This window comes from Neobacillus sp. B24 (genome assembly GCF_055381825.1).
Genome location: NZ_AP035777.1, coordinates 4,500,913 through 4,517,528, shown reverse-complemented (window position 1 = coordinate 4,517,528; position 16,616 = coordinate 4,500,913). Strand labels below are relative to the sequence as shown.

At 33.5% G+C, this 16,616-nt stretch carries 15 protein-coding genes and 1 pseudogene; 15 read left to right on the top strand and 1 reads right to left on the bottom strand.

Annotated elements, in window-relative coordinates; translation table 11 throughout:
• Positions 1-5: 5 nt before the first annotated feature.
• The 15 genes from ACZ43M_RS22465 (at position 6) to ACZ43M_RS22395 (ending at position 15,177) form a co-directional block, all read left to right on the top strand.
• Positions 6-1,199, top strand: coding sequence for a glycosyltransferase (locus ACZ43M_RS22465; RefSeq protein ID WP_464504733.1), 1,194 nt, complete (start codon positions 6-8; stop codon positions 1,197-1,199).
• Positions 1,200-1,202: 3 nt separating this feature from the next.
• Positions 1,203-2,753, top strand: a complete 1,551-nt coding sequence (locus tag ACZ43M_RS22460; RefSeq protein ID WP_464504732.1) for an oligosaccharide flippase family protein — start codon at positions 1,203-1,205, stop codon at positions 2,751-2,753.
• Positions 2,754-2,808: 55 nt separating this feature from the next.
• A complete protein-coding gene (locus ACZ43M_RS22455; RefSeq protein ID WP_464504731.1) occupies positions 2,809-3,996 on the top strand; it encodes a polysaccharide deacetylase family protein in 1,188 nt (395 codons plus the stop codon).
• 74 nt (positions 3,997-4,070) lie between these two features.
• Complete coding sequence (locus ACZ43M_RS22450) at positions 4,071-5,084, top strand: glycosyltransferase family 2 protein (protein ID WP_464504730.1); 1,014 nt, start codon at positions 4,071-4,073, stop codon at positions 5,082-5,084.
• Positions 5,085-5,202: 118 nt separating this feature from the next.
• Positions 5,203-6,255 carry a lipid II:glycine glycyltransferase FemX gene (locus tag ACZ43M_RS22445; RefSeq protein WP_464504729.1) on the top strand — a complete coding sequence of 351 codons (1,053 nt, stop codon included), beginning with the start codon at positions 5,203-5,205 and terminating at the stop codon, positions 6,253-6,255.
• A gap of 109 nt (positions 6,256-6,364) precedes the next feature.
• Positions 6,365-7,189 (top strand): tyrosine-protein phosphatase, encoded by an 825-nt coding sequence (locus ACZ43M_RS22440; RefSeq protein WP_464504728.1) that lies wholly within the window; start codon positions 6,365-6,367, stop codon positions 7,187-7,189.
• A 30-nt stretch (positions 7,190-7,219) separates the two neighbouring features.
• Entirely contained in the window at positions 7,220-7,822 is a 603-nt protein-coding gene (locus ACZ43M_RS22435) for a sugar transferase (protein WP_464504727.1), read from the top strand.
• Positions 7,823-7,870: 48 nt separating this feature from the next.
• Complete coding sequence (locus ACZ43M_RS22430; protein WP_464504726.1) at positions 7,871-8,956, top strand: carboxylate--amine ligase; 1,086 nt, start codon at positions 7,871-7,873, stop codon at positions 8,954-8,956.
• 78 nt (positions 8,957-9,034) lie between these two features.
• Positions 9,035-10,255: an acyltransferase family protein gene (locus ACZ43M_RS22425; protein ID WP_464504725.1), complete on the top strand. Its 1,221-nt coding sequence runs from the start codon at positions 9,035-9,037 to the stop codon at positions 10,253-10,255.
• Positions 10,256-10,396: 141 nt separating this feature from the next.
• Positions 10,397-10,669, top strand: a complete 273-nt coding sequence (locus tag ACZ43M_RS22420) for a hypothetical protein (protein ID WP_464504724.1) — start codon at positions 10,397-10,399, stop codon at positions 10,667-10,669.
• Between the two features lie 78 nt (positions 10,670-10,747).
• On the top strand, positions 10,748-11,533 hold the full coding sequence (locus tag ACZ43M_RS22415) for a hypothetical protein (RefSeq protein WP_464504723.1): 786 nt from the start codon (positions 10,748-10,750) through the stop codon (positions 11,531-11,533).
• A complete protein-coding gene (locus ACZ43M_RS22410) occupies positions 11,530-11,805 on the top strand; it encodes a PqqD family protein (RefSeq protein WP_464504722.1) in 276 nt (91 codons plus the stop codon). Before ACZ43M_RS22415 ends, ACZ43M_RS22410 begins: the two co-directional genes overlap by 4 nt.
• The gene (locus tag ACZ43M_RS22405; RefSeq protein ID WP_464504721.1) at positions 11,795-12,238 is read left to right on the top strand and encodes a S24/S26 family peptidase; all 444 of its coding nucleotides are present in this window, start codon (positions 11,795-11,797) and stop codon (positions 12,236-12,238) included. Before ACZ43M_RS22410 ends, ACZ43M_RS22405 begins: the two co-directional genes overlap by 11 nt.
• Before the next feature lie 22 nt (positions 12,239-12,260).
• Positions 12,261-14,066, top strand: coding sequence for an ABC transporter ATP-binding protein (locus tag ACZ43M_RS22400; protein WP_464504720.1), 1,806 nt, complete (start codon positions 12,261-12,263; stop codon positions 14,064-14,066).
• A 16-nt stretch (positions 14,067-14,082) separates the two neighbouring features.
• The gene (locus ACZ43M_RS22395) at positions 14,083-15,177 is read left to right on the top strand and encodes a nucleotidyltransferase family protein (protein WP_464504719.1); all 1,095 of its coding nucleotides are present in this window, start codon (positions 14,083-14,085) and stop codon (positions 15,175-15,177) included.
• Between the two features lie 53 nt (positions 15,178-15,230).
• Here the strand turns inward: ACZ43M_RS22395 and ACZ43M_RS22390 are convergent.
• Positions 15,231-16,577: pseudogene (locus ACZ43M_RS22390) on the bottom strand (IS3 family transposase).
• Between the last annotated feature and the right edge of the window lie 39 nt (positions 16,578-16,616).

Here is a 16,616-nt window from a genome sequence, read left to right as displayed (position 1 = left end):
AACGTATGAAGAAAAAAATAGTTTTTATGTTAATCAATATGAACGTTGGGGGCACTGAAAAAGCGTTACTAAATATGATAAATGAGATTCCAAAAGAGGATTACGAAATTACCCTTTTAATGTTAGAAGAATATGGTGGGTTTTTAGAATATATCCCAGCTCATGTTAAAGTTGAATATCTGCATGGCTATAACCAGATTAAACCTATTTTAAATCAACCACTTCAACGAGAAGCATTTACGGCTTTAAGAAAGGGGAGTCTTATTAGGTTTTTTATTTTAATGTCCATATATATTTTTACAAAGATTTTTAAAAATAATTACCTTGTTTTTAAATATGCATTAAAGGATTATAGAAAAATAGAAACTCAATATGATGTTGCGGTAGCTTATGCAGGTCCAATGGACTTCATAAGCTATTTTGTTATAAAGAGAATAAAGGCAAAAAAGAAGATTCAATGGATTCATTTTGATGTAACAAAAATAGGTTTTAGTAAAAGATTTGCTAATAAAATATATAAAGAATTTGATCGAATCATTGTTGTATCAAATGAGGCAAAGTTAAAGTTATTTAAGTTGTTGCCATCCATCAAAAATAAAACAGAAGTATGTTTAAATATTATTTCATCAAATACAATTCAAAACCAAGCTAAAATTGGTAATGGATTTAAAGATGATTTTGATGGCCTTAGGTTACTTACAATAGGTAGATTATCTAAAGAAAAGGGCCAGGACTTAGCAATCAAAGCTTTTTTAAAATTAATAAATGATGGATACAAGGTAAAATGGTATTGTTTGGGAGAAGGCAATTCTCGAAAAGAATATGAGAACCTAATTATGGTAAATAATCTTGAAGATAAATTTATCTTACTTGGGGCGGATCCCAATCCATATTCTTACTTAGAACAATGCGACATATATGTACAACCTTCAAGATATGAGGGGTATTGCATAACATTAATTGAAGCTAAACAATTCTTTAAGCCAATAGTGACAACCAATGTAAATGGAGCAAATGAATTAATAGTAAATGGAAAAACAGGAATTATTGTAAATATAGATGAAAATGATATTTACTACGCAATAAAGAATTTTATAGATAATAAGTTATTAAGTAATTCATTTTCAAATAATCTAGCAAAAGAAAAATATGATATTTCATCAGAGATGTCAAAGATACTTAATATCTTGGAAGGGTAATTTATGAGAAGAAATCAATTAAAAGCAGGGGCTGTATTATCATACGTTGCATTGTTTTTGAATAGTACAATTTCTATAATTTATACTCCTATAATGTTGAGTTTACTTGGTCAAGCAGAATACGGACTATTTAGTTTAGCAAATTCAGCTGCAGGGTATATAGGTGTATTAAATTTTGGATTAGGTAATGCCGTAATTAGATATACAGCAAAGTATAAGGCATTAAACGATGAAGAAAATTGCTCGAAAATTTATGGGTTATTCTTTGTTATGTACGGAATCTTGGGATTAATTGCTTTTATTACAGGAACAATTTTGACTTTCAATTCGCATTTACTATTCTCAAATACATTAAGTTTTGAAGAACTTGAAAAGCTAAAGTTATTAATGGGGATTGTAACATTAAATATATCTTTGGGTATAGGATTTGGACTATTCAGTGTTATTGTACTTGCACACGAAAGATTTATTTTTCAAAGATTAGTTGTTATAGTAAGTTCGATTGTAAGCCCTCTTGTTATGTTACCTTTATTATTATTAGGTTATAGGTCTCTAACGATGGCATTGGTTGCTCTTGTGATTACATTAATATCTATATGGATAAATATTTATTATTGTTTTATAATCCTGAAAATAAAAATTGTATTTCGTAAAATTAATACAAATTTATTTAAAGAAATTATTATATTTTCTTCTTATATTTTCCTTAATTTAGTAATAAATAAACTATATGATTCAACTGATCAGGTGATTTTAGGGATATATAGCGGTACAGTTGCAATATCAATTTATAGTATAGGGGTAACATTTACAGGGTATTTCTCAGGTTTTTCTTCCGCTATTTCAAATGTGTTTTTAACTAAAGTTACGGGAATGGTCGCTAAGAATGCACCGGATTATGAACTCTCCGAACTTTTTATTAAGATTGGAAGAATTCAATATATTATTATTTCTTTTGCCCTAAGTGGCTTTATAGTCTTTGGAAAAGAATTTATTCAATTATGGGTTGGAAAAGAATACCTAGATTCATTTATTGTAGCCCTAGTAATTTTAGCTCCAATGTCAGTATCGCTAGTTCAAGGTATGGGAGGAATTATACTTCAGGCAAAGAATATGCAAAAGTTTAAAACAGTAATAAATGCTTTGGTCGCAATTATAAATGTACCATTAAGTATTATTTTTGCACAATTTTGGGGGGCAGTTGGTTGTGCCCTTGGAACAGGTATTGCATTTATAATTGGTAATATATTTGTTATTAATATTTATTATTGGAAAAGAATTAACATTAATATACCGCGTTTTTGGAAAAATATCCTATATATGAGCTTCCCTTTTACCATAAGCATTGTATATTCCTTAACCTTAAATAATAAAATGCTGGCTAATTCATGGACATTTTTAATTATTAAAATTACTGCTTTTTCAGCAGCCTTCATATTACTGATGTGGTTTACTGCAATTAATAAATATGAAAAAGGAATATTTAGAGAACCTTTCAAAATATTCACTCGAAAATTAAAAGTCAGGGATCATTTGAACTTAAAAAGTAGATAATTAATTGTTATTTAAGATTGAGGTTAATAGTTAAAGTTTGTGTGGGGGAATAATAATGATATTTGGAAAAAAAATAATGGCAAATTTTAATTCAATAAAGAAAATCTATTTTAATTGGAGATATTGGAATAATGTATATTCTAATATGCTAAAGCAAACCGGACCTTGTACTTTAAAAGAAAATCACCAAATAATACCTTATAAAAATAAACCAGGGGTTGTATTATCTTTCGATGATAGTTATCGAATTAATGACTGGTATAAATATGGAAAGGAGATATTTGGATATTATGACGTAAAAGTTACCTTTAATATTAATTCATCTCACCATTTTGAAGGAAAAAGGGAACATACACAAGATGAAATTGACATGCTCATTGATTTACAATCTAATGGCCATGAAATAGCCCATCACGGATATAACCATAAAAGAGCAAATGAATATTCAAATGAATTCGAGGTAGAGGAATGGATAAAAGATGAGATTGTATCACTATTTAATTGGATGGACTTACAATCTCATTCAAGAACGTTTGAAAAGTTTAAAAAGCCAGTAACTTTTGCCTTTCCGCATTTTGTATATAATAATCAACATATTTTAGAATTGGTACCAAAATATTTTAAAATTGTAAGAGGACATTTAGATAAGGATAATTTAACATCTTTTAATCATAGTGGCTTCACTCCATCGATTTGTTTAGATGGTTACTATTCTCATAACTTACATTTTATAAAAAAGATAATGAGATTGGCAAAAAAATCGGGTAAAAATTTAATCTTAACCTGTCATTCCATTTTACCTGAAGAGGTAAATTGGGAAGATTTCGGCTGGGGTGAGGAAGCAAAAAAATCCGGAACATGGAGAACGTCACCTGAAACGATTCGAGCCATTATTGAGCAAGCAAGAAAATTAGACTTGGAGTTTTATACCACAGCTGAAATTGCCGGTGTCGCAACTTTTATTGATCCTAATTTTGAAAAATGTGTTAGAGAGTTGCTGCATAATCCATCGGTGGACTGGATTCCTATTTCCGATTTACTATCGATAAAAGAACTGGATTTAAGTAACAGGCAAATATCCAATCTTGATGGAATTCAGTACTTTCTTAACCTGGAGAGAATTGATTTAGGTGGAAATAGCATTACTGATTTCAGAATTTTGGAGAAATTACCGAAAATAACAAAGGTAAATCTAGAGAACCCTTTAAAAGAAGAAAGTAATTTGGAATCTACTGTAATTTAAACTTCTATAATCTATAAAAATAGAAATGTACAAAGCTTTAATGAGAGTATGTCTTAAAAATAGGTTTATCTGGAATGGGGCGAGAAACTTTGCCAAAAATAAGCATTATTGTTCCGGTATATAAGGTTGAACGATTTTTGTCCAAGTGCATAGATTCCATAATTGCTCAAACATTTACTGATTTTGAATTAATTCTGGTGAATGATGGTTCCCCTGATAATAGTGGGGCCATTTGTGATGAATATTCAAGGCGGGATAATAGGATAAAAGTTATTCATAAAGAAAACGGTGGGTTATCATCAGCAAGAAATGCAGGTCTTAAAGTAGCTAGAGGTAACTATATTGGTTTTGTGGACAGCGATGATTATATTCATAAGAAGATGTATGAACTCTTATATTCTGCGGCAGCCATACATTCATCGGATATAATATTATGCGACTTTTTAAAGGTAAAGATTGATTATTTGGAAAATCAAAAAAATATTGATTTAGAGTGTTTGAAGATTCGACACTTTACCAATCTTGAAGCACTAAATCAGTTACAGAAAAACTTCTCTAATAAAAATGAAACCTTTGGTATACAAAGAAATAATATTAAATGGATTATCGCGTGCAATAAATTATATAAAAGAAGTTTGTTTGAACAAGTTAATTTTATTGAGTCTAGAATTTTTGAAGATGAATTTATTATGCATAAAGTTATTTATAATAGTAAAAAAATTACTTATATTCCACGTAAATTATATTACTATGTTCAAAGGTCAGACAGTATTCTGAATGCTCCTTTTTCTATTAAGAAATTGGATAAAGTTTATGCTATTAAGGAAAGGGCTGATTTTTTTAGGGAAATAAAGCAAAGTGAATTGTATTATCAAGCAATTGTAGAATATTATAATGCATTTACTTGGTATTATATTAAAGCGATGTCGGAATTTCCAAGTAATACTGAAGTGAAAAATTTAAAAATAACACTAATTAAAAGCTCTTTGCAAATATTAAAAAATCCTAAACTAATCTGGAAGCAAAAGGTTATTATGCTTTTATTCATTATTAATCCTACAATTATTAAATTTATTAAAAACATATAGAAAGAAATTTAATAATAAATAGATATATTTACTGTGGCATTAAAAGCGTCATGATAGCATTAAAATATTAAATAAGATTTATTATTCCAACGTTATCTAATGCAAAAGAGGTGTCAGAATGGAGTTATTTGATATTATTGAATCAAAATCTCAATGGGATAAGCTATTGAACCAATTCGGTGAGGTGGATATTTATTACACCTTTGAATATGGAACATTATTCTCCAAAGAAGAAAATGGTACATTATTAGCTGCATACTATGAGATTGATGATGCTAAGGTTTTTTATCCTTTTATCAAGAGAAAGATTGACTGGAAAGAAGAGGCCGTATATGATATTGTCACTCCGTACGGTTACGGCGGTCCGCTTCTAAAAGGAAATGATGAAAAAATCACTTTATTTTATAAAAGTTTTGAAGCCTATTGCAAAGAAAATAACATAATAACCGAAACGATTAGATTTCATCCCATTTACAAAAATTTTGAAGCTTGTAGAGAAATAATGGATGTTGAGTATATCAGAAAAACAACTGCAGTGAATTTGATATATCCATTGGAGCAAATTAGAAAAGATTATTCATCCATGAATAAGAGAAATATTAAAAAGGCCCAAAAAGAAGGCGTGAATTGTTTTTTGGCACCAAGTACTCCCGAGAACATCCTTACTTTTATTGAGTTATATAAGGAAACAATGGATCGTAACCATGCAGTATCATATTATTACTTTGAGGATAAATATTTTTATGAGCAAATGAAGAATACAAGTGTAAGTGAGACATTATTACTATTTGCAAAATATCAGGGTGAAATAATTGCTGGTGTTATGGTATTAGTAGGATTAAAATATTCACATTATCATCTTGGGGCTTCTAAGACGGCCTATTTACATCTTAAACCAAACAACCTTTTGTTTGATTTTATGATTGAAATTTGCAAATCAAAGGGTGCATCTCTCCTTCATTTAGGTGGTGGATATCAAGAGGATGATGGTTTATTTCGGTTTAAAAGCTCATTTACTAACGATTATAATTTTGACTATTTTCTTGGGAAAAAGGTATATGATGGAAAAAAGTATATTCAAATATCTGATGAAGTCAAAAAGTGTTACAAAGTGAATGAAAAATTTTTTCCATTATATAGGGGCAAACAGGATATCCCTGTAGAAGCATAAATTTTATCTTTTTTAATTTTTATGTTCAAGAAGTAGGTGTAAAGCATATTTATTTATGTTAAAATGTTCTTTAAATAGAACAAAAAGTTCTTTAGTAAAGAAGGAGTTTATGATGATTGTAGATATTCATAATCATATTTTGTATGGGCTTGATGATGGACCGAGAACCCCAGAGGAAACTATTCTATTGGCAAAACAGGCAGTTCATTCAGGAATCCAACATGTAATCGCTACTCCCCACCATAAGCATCAACACAAAGACCATTTTTATGAAAATGATTACTTGAATATCCAGAGAATTTCTGTAGAAGTAAATCAATTATTAAAGGAACATGACGTTCCATTAACTGTGTATCCTGGAATTGAATTTCATCTTCACGGGAAGATTTGGGGAGACATTGAACATAATCTGGAATCATTTTTAACCTTGAATAATACTGGAAAATACTTGTTAATGGAACCTCCCTGCAGTTATTATCCTACATATACTGAGGAAGTATTATCTGTTCTTCAACAAAAGGGATTTATTCCAATTCTTGCTCATCCGGAAAGGAATAAAATTCTTAGGAGAAATCCATCAAAAATATACGATTTAATTAAGCAAGGGATTTTGATACAAATTACAGCTGGGAGTTTAACTGGCGACCATGGAAGAAGATTAAAAAATTTTTCTTTGCATTTATTGGATCATAATCTTGTCCACTTTGTTGCATCGGATGCTCATCATCATTTACGTCGAAAGTTTGAACTTTTATCGGCATATGAGTTAATTGAAAAAAACTATTCCTCTAATTATCGAAAGAGCTTGGAAGAAAATGCGATACATGTTCTATATGGTACTGATATTAAGATTATGGAACCCAAATTAATCGGAAAAAGAAGGCAGTATTTCTTCTTTTATGACCATCCTTTGAATCATGTGGCTTCAAATTAGCTTGGATTTTGAGCACTTGGAGGTATTATTTTGAAAAGAATCGTAGATTTATTTGGAGCCATTTTATTATTATTAATTTTTTCGCCAATTATGCTTGTGGTCACACTATTAATCGGTATTAACATGGGATCTCCTATTTTGTTTAAGCAAACTCGGCCAGGGCAATATGGCAAGCCATTTTATATATATAAATTTCGAACAATGGTAGATAAAAGGGATGAAAAAGGACAGATGCTGCCAGGGAAGCTGCGCCTCACTAAATTGGGGATTTTCCTTAGAAAGTATAGTCTGGATGAACTCCCCCAGCTCTTAAATGTGGTAAAAGGAGATTTAAGTTTGGTCGGGCCACGACCATTGCTAATGGAGTATCTTCCATTATATACAAAAGAACAGGCTAAACGGCATGAAGTCAAACCGGGCATTACAGGATGGGCCCAAGTAAATGGACGAAACTCCATTAGCTGGGACGAAAAGTTTAAGCTTGATATTTGGTATGTTAACAATCAATCTATTTTCCTTGATTTAAAAATTTTAGCATTAACTGTTTTAAAGGTGTTCAAAAAAGAGGGTATTGGTGCAAGAAATCATTACAGCATGGAGCATTACAAGGGGATTGTTCGTAAGGTAGAGTAATTATTTAATTTTAAATAAGAATTTTATATTGTGAAGGGAAGTTCAAATATGGAGAAAATTTTAATTACTGATGTTGGTGTTGCCCCCGCGGAAAATGTCATTAAGTCATGGAATCGTGCACAAAAGAAAGAGGAAATATTGGGGATTTCCAGAAATCCTTTTAATCTTTTCTCATCCAGGGCCGATTTGAAAAGACATATTCCCTATGAGTATGCTTTTGGAAAGGAATATAGAAGGTCCCTTTTTTCAGTTTTGAAGAATGATAGACCATCATTGGCAGTATTTATGAATGATCGGGAAATACTAGAGGCATCAAAGCTGAGAGATGAAATCATATCTGCAGGAACTCAGGTTTATATGCCAAGCCATGAGGCTATCGAAGTGTGTACTGATAAATATCAATCTTATCGAATATGGCAGTCTGCCGGAATTAAGGTACCAAAAACAATGATAATTTCTAATGAATCTGATTTAAAGAAATCGTTTGATGTACTTGGAGACCAGGAAGGAAAGGTATGGCTGAGGTCCACAGTTGGAGCCGGCGGCAGGGGAGCATTACCAACTAATGATTATGAATTTGCAAGAAATTGGATTAATCTTTATAACGGATGGGGTTATTTCACTGCTTCGGAATTGCTTCAGGCTGATAAAACAGTCACCTGGTTATCTGTTTGGTATGAAGGAGAGCTCGTTGTTGCTCAGTCACGCAGGAGGAGATCCTGGGGATTTGCCAATCGCACCTTATCGGGTGTTACAGGTATAACAGGTGTTGGTGAAACCTATTCAAATGATACAGTAAACAGGGTAGCACTTGATTCAATTTTGGCCATTGATGCTAAACCACATGGTGTTTATGGTGTTGATATGACTTATGACAAAAATGGCTTCCCGAACCCGACAGAAATTAATATGCGATTTTTCACAACCTGTTACTTTTTTACAGAAGCAGGACTAAATATGCCTGAAATCTACAAAGACATTATTTTATATCAGAAGTTTCCAAGCCTTAATAAAAAGATTAACCCACTGCCAGATGGTTTGCTTTGGATAAGGGATATGGATAGGGAGCCAATACTTACAACTGAGGACGAGGTTCATAAAATAATTGAATTACAAAATACTATTTTAACTTAAGCAGAAGTAGGAAGAAGTAAATTAGAGATTCCTTTAAATTACAGGTATTTTTACTCTGAATACAGTGGGTGTGGAATTGTGAGTAAGGTATTTCCCAATTTTATTAAGGCAAATGAATTGTTGGAAGGTAATGTGTCAATTTATTTAGATCTAATTCGAGGAATATCCGCTATTTTAGTAGTGATGGAACATCTAAGTTCTAGATTATTTGTGGGTTATGGTAATGTTGAAAATCAGAATTTGTTTGTAATGTTTCTCTATCTTTTAAATATTCTGGGCGGGCCAGCAGTTATTATTTTTTTTGTTCTTAGTGGTTTATTCATCTCAAGGTCCATTCTAAAAACAGTATACGAAAATAAATGGTCGTGGAAATCTTATTTGATAAACCGTTTATCTAGATTGTTGGTAGTTTTAATTCCAGCATTAGTACTCACATTAGTCTTGGATAATATTTCTACTAATTACTTTGGATACGATGGTTACAAAAACCCTTCTATCAATCTAATAGAGTTTGTAGGTAATATATTTTTTCTCCAAAATATATTTGTAGGTGTTTATGGTTCAAATGCCCCTTTATGGAGTCTTAATTATGAATTCTGGTACTATATGTTACTTCCAATTTTGTTACAACTATTCTTCTATAAGCAGAAAATAATTGTTAAGACTATTTTCTTGTTTATAGCGTTGATTATTATTTCAACAATTGGAACTAGAATGAGCTCCTATTTTCTAATATGGTTAATAGGAATGATTGTTTTGTTATTGCCCAAGATAAATATCTTTAAAAAAGGTATATTACCAGCAGTATTAGCTCAAATACTATTTTTTGCAGTTACTCCAGTTAGGCCTCTTATGATGACTGGAAGGCTTTTTACGGAAACTTGGACAGAGGATTTATTCACAATAGACCTTATAATTGGATTAGCATTTGGATTTTTTATTTATACATTACTTCATTGCTTACCACCTAAAATTAGGAGCATTAACCTTGGGTGGCTAGGGAGGATTTCAAAGTTAATTGCTGGATTTTCATTTAGCCTTTATTTAATACACTATCCCATAATAAATACAGTGTACCATTTGTGTGCCAAGAATGGTTTTACTGGCTTCCAACCAAACCTATTGTCAATAATATTGGAGGTTCTTATTGTAATAGCGATCTGTTTTATTGCCTACCTATTTTCACAGATTACAGAAGCTAAAACCCATGATATCCGGATATTTCTTGAAGAAAAAACCGGGTCAATATTAGGAAGTCGCCGTAATAGAGTAATAAGTAAGCAGAGTGATGTAGGATAAAAGGTTATGAAATCTTTTGTCGAAATATTGTTCTTTTAAAAGAACAATAAATCAATTATAATTCTAAAATAGAGATTTATTACTTTTTTTTGTCTGCCTGTTCTTTATGGTGAACGGGATATAAAGAAGGAGGTGATATTTATGATTGCTGAAAAGCTCTATTCTAGACCGGAAGTTTTAAGTCATCAGCCGATTCGCTTTGAAACTGCACAAAGCTGGAATCCAGGAAAAGGGAAGCATGATCACCCAGGTACAGGAAATGGCGGAATTCACTTTCCACCCGGAAACCCAAATCCGCAGCCATGTGGGGCCGGGACTCCGGGAAATGGCAACGGAAATGGGAATGGTAACGGAAATGGAAATGGAAATGGAAATATTGGAGTAGGCCAATGTAACCCTAACGTTAATCCTTAGGTGACAACGGCAAAGGGAAGAATGATGAAAATCATTGCCTTCCCTTTTACTAATAAAGACTTTTCTAAGGAGGCCAATATGAAAAAATGGTTTACGAAAATTGGCGATCACCTTATTTATTTAATTTGTAAATCAAGCTACTTAATAGATGAATTAAACCAGAATTTTAACAATAATATAATAGCTACTCGATATAAACCTGATTTAACCATTAAAATAAACGCCGGCTTTGGTGTCCCATTTTTAAATTATGAGGTTGAAGTTTCCAAAAACACAGAAAGGATAATTTATCGTAGGGCAGATTATCTTATAGAGGTAGACAAGGAATATAAGTTTGCAACAATATCAGTCTATGATGAATTGGCCTTAAAACACGCATTAACCAATTTGTACAGTTCTTTCATTGCTTACCATCAATGGGGTTTATTAATCCATTCCTCCTGTGCGATTGAAGATGGAAAAGCTCATATTTTTGCAGGTCATTCTGGAGCGGGTAAATCAACAGCTGCAAAACTTTCATACCCTCGGCAGCTTCTTTCGGATGAAGCGAGTCTCATAAAGATTACCCCAAATGGGATAAAAGTGTTTAATTCCCCTTTCAGAAGTGAACTAAAAGCGGATACATTTAAAGAGAATATCGAATTGGCAAGTATCCAAATTCTGTACCAGGCACTTGTAAACAGTCGGTTTAGAATAGGAAAATCTGATGCCTTACTTCATTTAATGGATAAAGTGTTTTTTTGGCCGCATAGTCAGGAGGAAGCAAAAATAATTGTTAAGCTGATTGCCATGTTGGTGCAGCAGGTTCCTGTATATGAACTTCATTTTCAAAAAAATAATACATTTTGGGAGTTAATATCATGACGACTCAATATATTCAAACGGCTAATTGTGATGCTACAGTGCTTGATGGAGAATGGATTATATTAAATACTAATCAGTACACCATAACGAAATTAAATGATATTGGCGGTTTTTGCTGGTCACTTCTAAATGAGTCCCAAACAGCAGAATCCCTTGCAAAATCGATATTTGAACAGTTTCCGACCGCTGAAGGTAAGCAGCAGGTGAAACATGATATTGAAGGATTTCTTGAGCACCTCCTTCAATGTGGGTTGATCCAACATGCTGATTGATGATCAATCATTTCATTTTTTTAAATCAGTTATTGAGAAGTATGGCTGGTTAGATCTGCCTGCGTCTGGGAATAGTATGTTTCCATTTATCCGGCAAGGGAACTTATGTCGTTTTATCCATTGTGACCCTTTAACGATAAAAAAAGGTGATATTATTCTGTACGTCTCTCCAACTGGACAATTAATTGCCCATCGGTTTGTCAGGACTCACCAATCTAAATTGCTTTTAAAAGGGGATACAAACCTTGGTTTTGATCAGCCGATTGAGGTGGAGCGTATGATTGGAAAGTTGGTGTATGTGCAGAAGCAACGGAAACGAATAACACAGGATCAGTTGATCGCCCGTATATGGGGAAATATGATTCTTGCTTTTCCAGCACTAACAGGTCTGCTCAGGAAACATTTAAATAGAAAGGCCCATTTGCAATATTAATCTAAAGTGGAGTGTCCTAACCATGAAGAAACAAATAGATTCACTACTAAAGCAGTATTTTTCCATGAAGGATATGCGCAGGGTTCTTTCGTTTGTTTTTCCTTTTGTCATCAAGAGATGGAAAGCCTATGCAATGATCCTCCTTTTATTAGGGGTGGATATCTATTTAACCATCGCATTTGCGAAGTTTTATGGTCAGATAACAGATGCGGCACTGCATGGAGGGTATAAACAAATTCTCTCATTAGTTCCTTATGGAATTAGTTTGATTCTGGTGAGCATTGTTTCAAAAGTTTCCTATACATATTTTAATTTGATTGCGACAAATGCTGTGAAAATGGACCTTAAAAATTATTTTTTTCACCATATCTTAAGATTGCCTACTGGGGATGTTTCTAATTATCAATCCGGTGAATTAATGTCCCACTTTTCCAATGATATCCATGGAGTCGACGGAGTAATTGGCAGCAGTCTAATAAGCCTCATAAGACTGCCGATTATTTATACTGTTGTGTTTATTTATTTGGCAAACATTAATTTCACACTATGCTTGGTTAGTTTAATCGTTGCGCCAATAGCAGCCATTTCTGGCATTTTATTTGGACTGTTGCTCAGGAAAAATGGTAGATTAATTCACCGTTTAATTGGAAATATTAATAGTCTCTTAAATGAGACTTTTCATGGTTTTACCATCATCCGCTCTTTTACATTAGAAAAATTTCAATATGAAAAATTTGAAAAGCAAAATCAGGAATTACTTCAATTGGAATTGGAGAACGCCAAGTTGCAAAATTGGTATTCTACAGGTGAACAAATTATAGGGTACATCACTTTTATAATTAATTTGTCCATTGGAGCGTTGTTTGTTTCGAAGGGAGAACTGACGGTGGGAGCCTTACTCACATTTCTTAATTTGGTCACTCACTTGTTCTACCCTATTACGGGAATGGCCAATGTTTGGGCGGGGTTCCAACGGTCAGTTGCGGCACTTGAAAGGGTGCTTGATGTTCTGGACAAACCGGCTGACTTGGTGGAGCTTCCCTCCTTTGTCCCATCCCAAAAAGTAACAGGATCCATCGTGTTTGATAATGTTACCTTTAGTTATGTGAAAGATCATCATGTATTTGAAGATTTCAATTTAGAAATTCCTGAAGGGAAAGTTATAGCCTTGGTGGGTCCTAGCGGTGCCGGAAAGAGTACATTATTCAATCTTTTACAAGGATTTTACAAGCCACAAATAGGGGATATACGAATTGCAGGTAAACCCCTTTCTAAATTCACAGTATCTGAATTAAGAAGCTCAATTGCCCTAGTACCGCAGGAATCCTTTCTCTTTTCAGGAACTGTCAGGGAGAATCTTATGATTGCTAGGCCAAACATTACTGAGAAGGAAATGGTGGAGGCGTCCATAAGGGCGGAAATTCATGACTTTATCCTATCTCTTCCAAAAGGGTATGACACAGAAATCGGTGAGAATGGGATTAAGTTATCCGGTGGACAGAAACAAAGAGTGGCGATAGCCCGGGCAATCTTAAAGGATGCTCCATTCCTTCTCTTAGACGAAGCAACCTCGGCATTGGATGGAGAAACGGAATTTCATGTGAAAGAGGCATTGGATGAACTAATGAAGGGAAGGACAACAATCATCATTGCCCACAGATTATCCACCATCCAAAATGCCGATTTAATTTTGGTTTTGGATAAAGGGGAAATTGTTCAACAGGGTACCCATAATGAGTTAATGAAACAAAGGGGCTTATATCAAAAACTTAATGAAACAACCTTTAATTCAAAACAGGCAAATCGTTTATCATTGGTTTCAAAATAGAAAGCGAGGGTAGTTCATGGGTGAAAGTGCTGTTAAAATCCTTTATGATTCAAAATTACCTTTGCCTCGTAATGAAGATTTTTATATAAATGCCCTACAAGTCATTGAGCAGGACTGGGTCTTTTCACAGATTTACTATTTACTAAAGCAGAGAGGAAGGCTTGAGGAGGCGCCTTCTTTTTTTCAAAATAAATTAAAGGAACAATATGATAAGGACCTATTTCAAAATCTATTTATTAAAAATCAAACCGAACATATTTTAAGAGTATTTGAGGATAATGGGATGGATGTTATTCCGCTTAAAGGTGTTTATTTTGCAGAAAAATTCTTTGGCCATATTGGCGCCAGGGCAACCTCTGACATTGATTTACTGCTTAAGTATCATGACCTTGATAAGGCTATTAATTTGATCCAATCTTTAGGCTTTACCGTTGAAGAAGAGCAGATACCAGGCCATTTTCACTACAGCTTTAGCAAGCCACTCCCTTTTTCAGAGGTTCCGTTAGTAGTGGAATTGCACTGGAGCCTTGTTAAAAACAACACTTCAAACTTTGAAATTAACGATTTATGGTTGCAGGCGAAACCGATAGGTCAATTCAAACATGTATATGAGCTATCTATCAACCATACTTTTTACATGATTTGCCTTCATGGTTGGAGGCACAATTTGGATTCGATGAAATATTTTTTAGATATCATTCAAGTGATTGAAAAGAATGGTGGGGAATTGGATTTTGAACAAATTTTTCAATTGGCTGCTTCTCACCAAACCTTTAAAAGAATGCATCGAACATTATCCATTGTATATCAACAATTTCCTCATCTGGAGCAAATTAAGTCATTTCCTTTAAGAAAGAAAAAGACCTATTGGGAATACCGGGAAACGAAAGGATTGAAGCGGTATTATGATTTTATTGAATATCAATTCTTTAGCTATGATTCCATTAAACATAGTTTCGTAGAGATAAGTAACTGGCTTTGGCCATCAGTGTATGAACTTTCCTCTCAGCTTGATTCTAATCCCAAAGGCTCCACCTTTTTTAGAATGCTGCTGTCCTTATATAGGAAGAGAATTACTGGAATCTTTAACACCTTGATGTCCCATAAATAGCAAAAAGAGGGGAACCATTGAAGTGACCCCATAAAGTTAGACACGTTATTTCATTAGGCTGCTTGGGCATGAGTACGGTACTGAACCGGGCTCATGCCTTTTAATTTTGCCTTAATCCGCTTGTGATTATAGTAATAAATATAATTGTTTAATTCTTGTTTAAAATGCTCCATACTCTCAAATTCTTTTATATATAGTGCATTCAGACTTTAATAAGCCAAAGAAATTCTCCATGACTGCGTTATCCAGGCAGTTCCCCTTTCGGGACATACTTTGAATGATTCCATGTTCCTTTAATGCAATTTGATACTGCTTCATCTGATAATGCCAGCCTTGATCAGAATGTAGTAGGGGGGTGTCCCCTTTGCTTAAGCGTTCAAAAGCCTTGTCCAACATCTTAGAAACAAGTGGATAAACAGGGCGGCTTTCTATGTTGTAGGCTATAATTTCTCCGTTATATAAATCAAGAATTGGGGATAAATATAGTTTCTCTCCATGTAAATGAAACTCAGTGACGTCCGTGACCCATTTCTCGTTTGGTTTAGAAGCTGTAAAATTACGTTCTAATATATTTGGTGCAACTTTACCTACTTGTCCTCGATATGAGCGATACTTTTTCATACGTACCAAACTTTTTAACCCCATTTTCTTCATCAAGCGTTGAACTGTTTTATGATTTATCTTTAATCCTCGATTATGTAATTCCATTGTAATGCGACGATATCCATATCTTCCTTGATGTTCTTCAAAAATTTGCTTAATCAATTCTTTTACTTCCGCATACTTATCTGGGCGATTTAGTTGGTTAATCCAGTAATAATAGGTACTGCGCGCAATACCAGCCACCTTCACCAGATCGATGACTTTAAATTCATGCCTTAATTCAAATATTACTTGCGCTTTGTCTTGTTCTGTAACTTTTCCTTTTCTTGAACTAAGGCATTCAACTTTTTTAAATAAGCATTCTCCATCCGTAAACGCTCAATCTCTGCCCGTAACGCTTCTTCCGATCCTTCTACCGGCTGATTCTTTTTAGATTCCTTTTTCATGGATGGACGCCCCTTTTTCTTTGGTTTTAGGGCGTCAATTCCACCTTCTTCAAAGTCACGGCTCCATTGGAGGATCGTAGAGGGAGAAGGTATATTGAAAATAGCAGCGGTCTCATTTATTGACGTCCCATTGTCTAGCATAAAATTTAGTACGTCTAGTTTATACTGTAAAGGGTGATTTGTGTACCCCTTATTAAAAGCATTCTCCCCATGATTCCTGTATGGATTAACCCAATTCCAGAACAGACCACGACTGATGCCGAGCCTTTCGGCAATTGCATCTCCTCCTTCCATTCCATTTAAATAGGTTTTTACAGCCTGAATTTTAAATTCAGATGAATATTTAACCAAAAGAAAAACACCTCCAAACTTTAGACTGTGTCTAAAATT

What these genes read in the sequence shown, in the direction of transcription:
- ACZ43M_RS22395 (WP_464504719.1), top strand. Translation starts at nt 14,083, where the DNA reads ATGGGTGAAAGTGCTGTTAAAATCCTTTATGATTCAAAATTACCTTTG.
- ACZ43M_RS22460 (WP_464504732.1), top strand. Translation starts at nt 1,203, where the DNA reads ATGAGAAGAAATCAATTAAAAGCAGGGGCTGTATTATCATACGTTGCA.
- ACZ43M_RS22415 (WP_464504723.1), top strand. Translation starts at nt 10,748, where the DNA reads ATGAAAAAATGGTTTACGAAAATTGGCGATCACCTTATTTATTTAATT.
- ACZ43M_RS22400 (WP_464504720.1), top strand. Translation starts at nt 12,261, where the DNA reads ATGAAGAAACAAATAGATTCACTACTAAAGCAGTATTTTTCCATGAAG.
- ACZ43M_RS22465 (WP_464504733.1), top strand. Translation starts at nt 6, where the DNA reads ATGAAGAAAAAAATAGTTTTTATGTTAATCAATATGAACGTTGGGGGC.
- ACZ43M_RS22450 (WP_464504730.1), top strand. Translation starts at nt 4,071, where the DNA reads ATGGGGCGAGAAACTTTGCCAAAAATAAGCATTATTGTTCCGGTATAT.
- ACZ43M_RS22455 (WP_464504731.1), top strand. Translation starts at nt 2,809, where the DNA reads ATGATATTTGGAAAAAAAATAATGGCAAATTTTAATTCAATAAAGAAA.
- ACZ43M_RS22405 (WP_464504721.1), top strand. Translation starts at nt 11,795, where the DNA reads ATGCTGATTGATGATCAATCATTTCATTTTTTTAAATCAGTTATTGAG.
- ACZ43M_RS22420 (WP_464504724.1), top strand. Translation starts at nt 10,397, where the DNA reads ATGATTGCTGAAAAGCTCTATTCTAGACCGGAAGTTTTAAGTCATCAG.
- ACZ43M_RS22430 (WP_464504726.1), top strand. Translation starts at nt 7,871, where the DNA reads ATGGAGAAAATTTTAATTACTGATGTTGGTGTTGCCCCCGCGGAAAAT.
- ACZ43M_RS22440 (WP_464504728.1), top strand. Translation starts at nt 6,365, where the DNA reads ATGATGATTGTAGATATTCATAATCATATTTTGTATGGGCTTGATGAT.
- ACZ43M_RS22410 (WP_464504722.1), top strand. Translation starts at nt 11,530, where the DNA reads ATGACGACTCAATATATTCAAACGGCTAATTGTGATGCTACAGTGCTT.
- ACZ43M_RS22445 (WP_464504729.1), top strand. Translation starts at nt 5,203, where the DNA reads ATGGAGTTATTTGATATTATTGAATCAAAATCTCAATGGGATAAGCTA.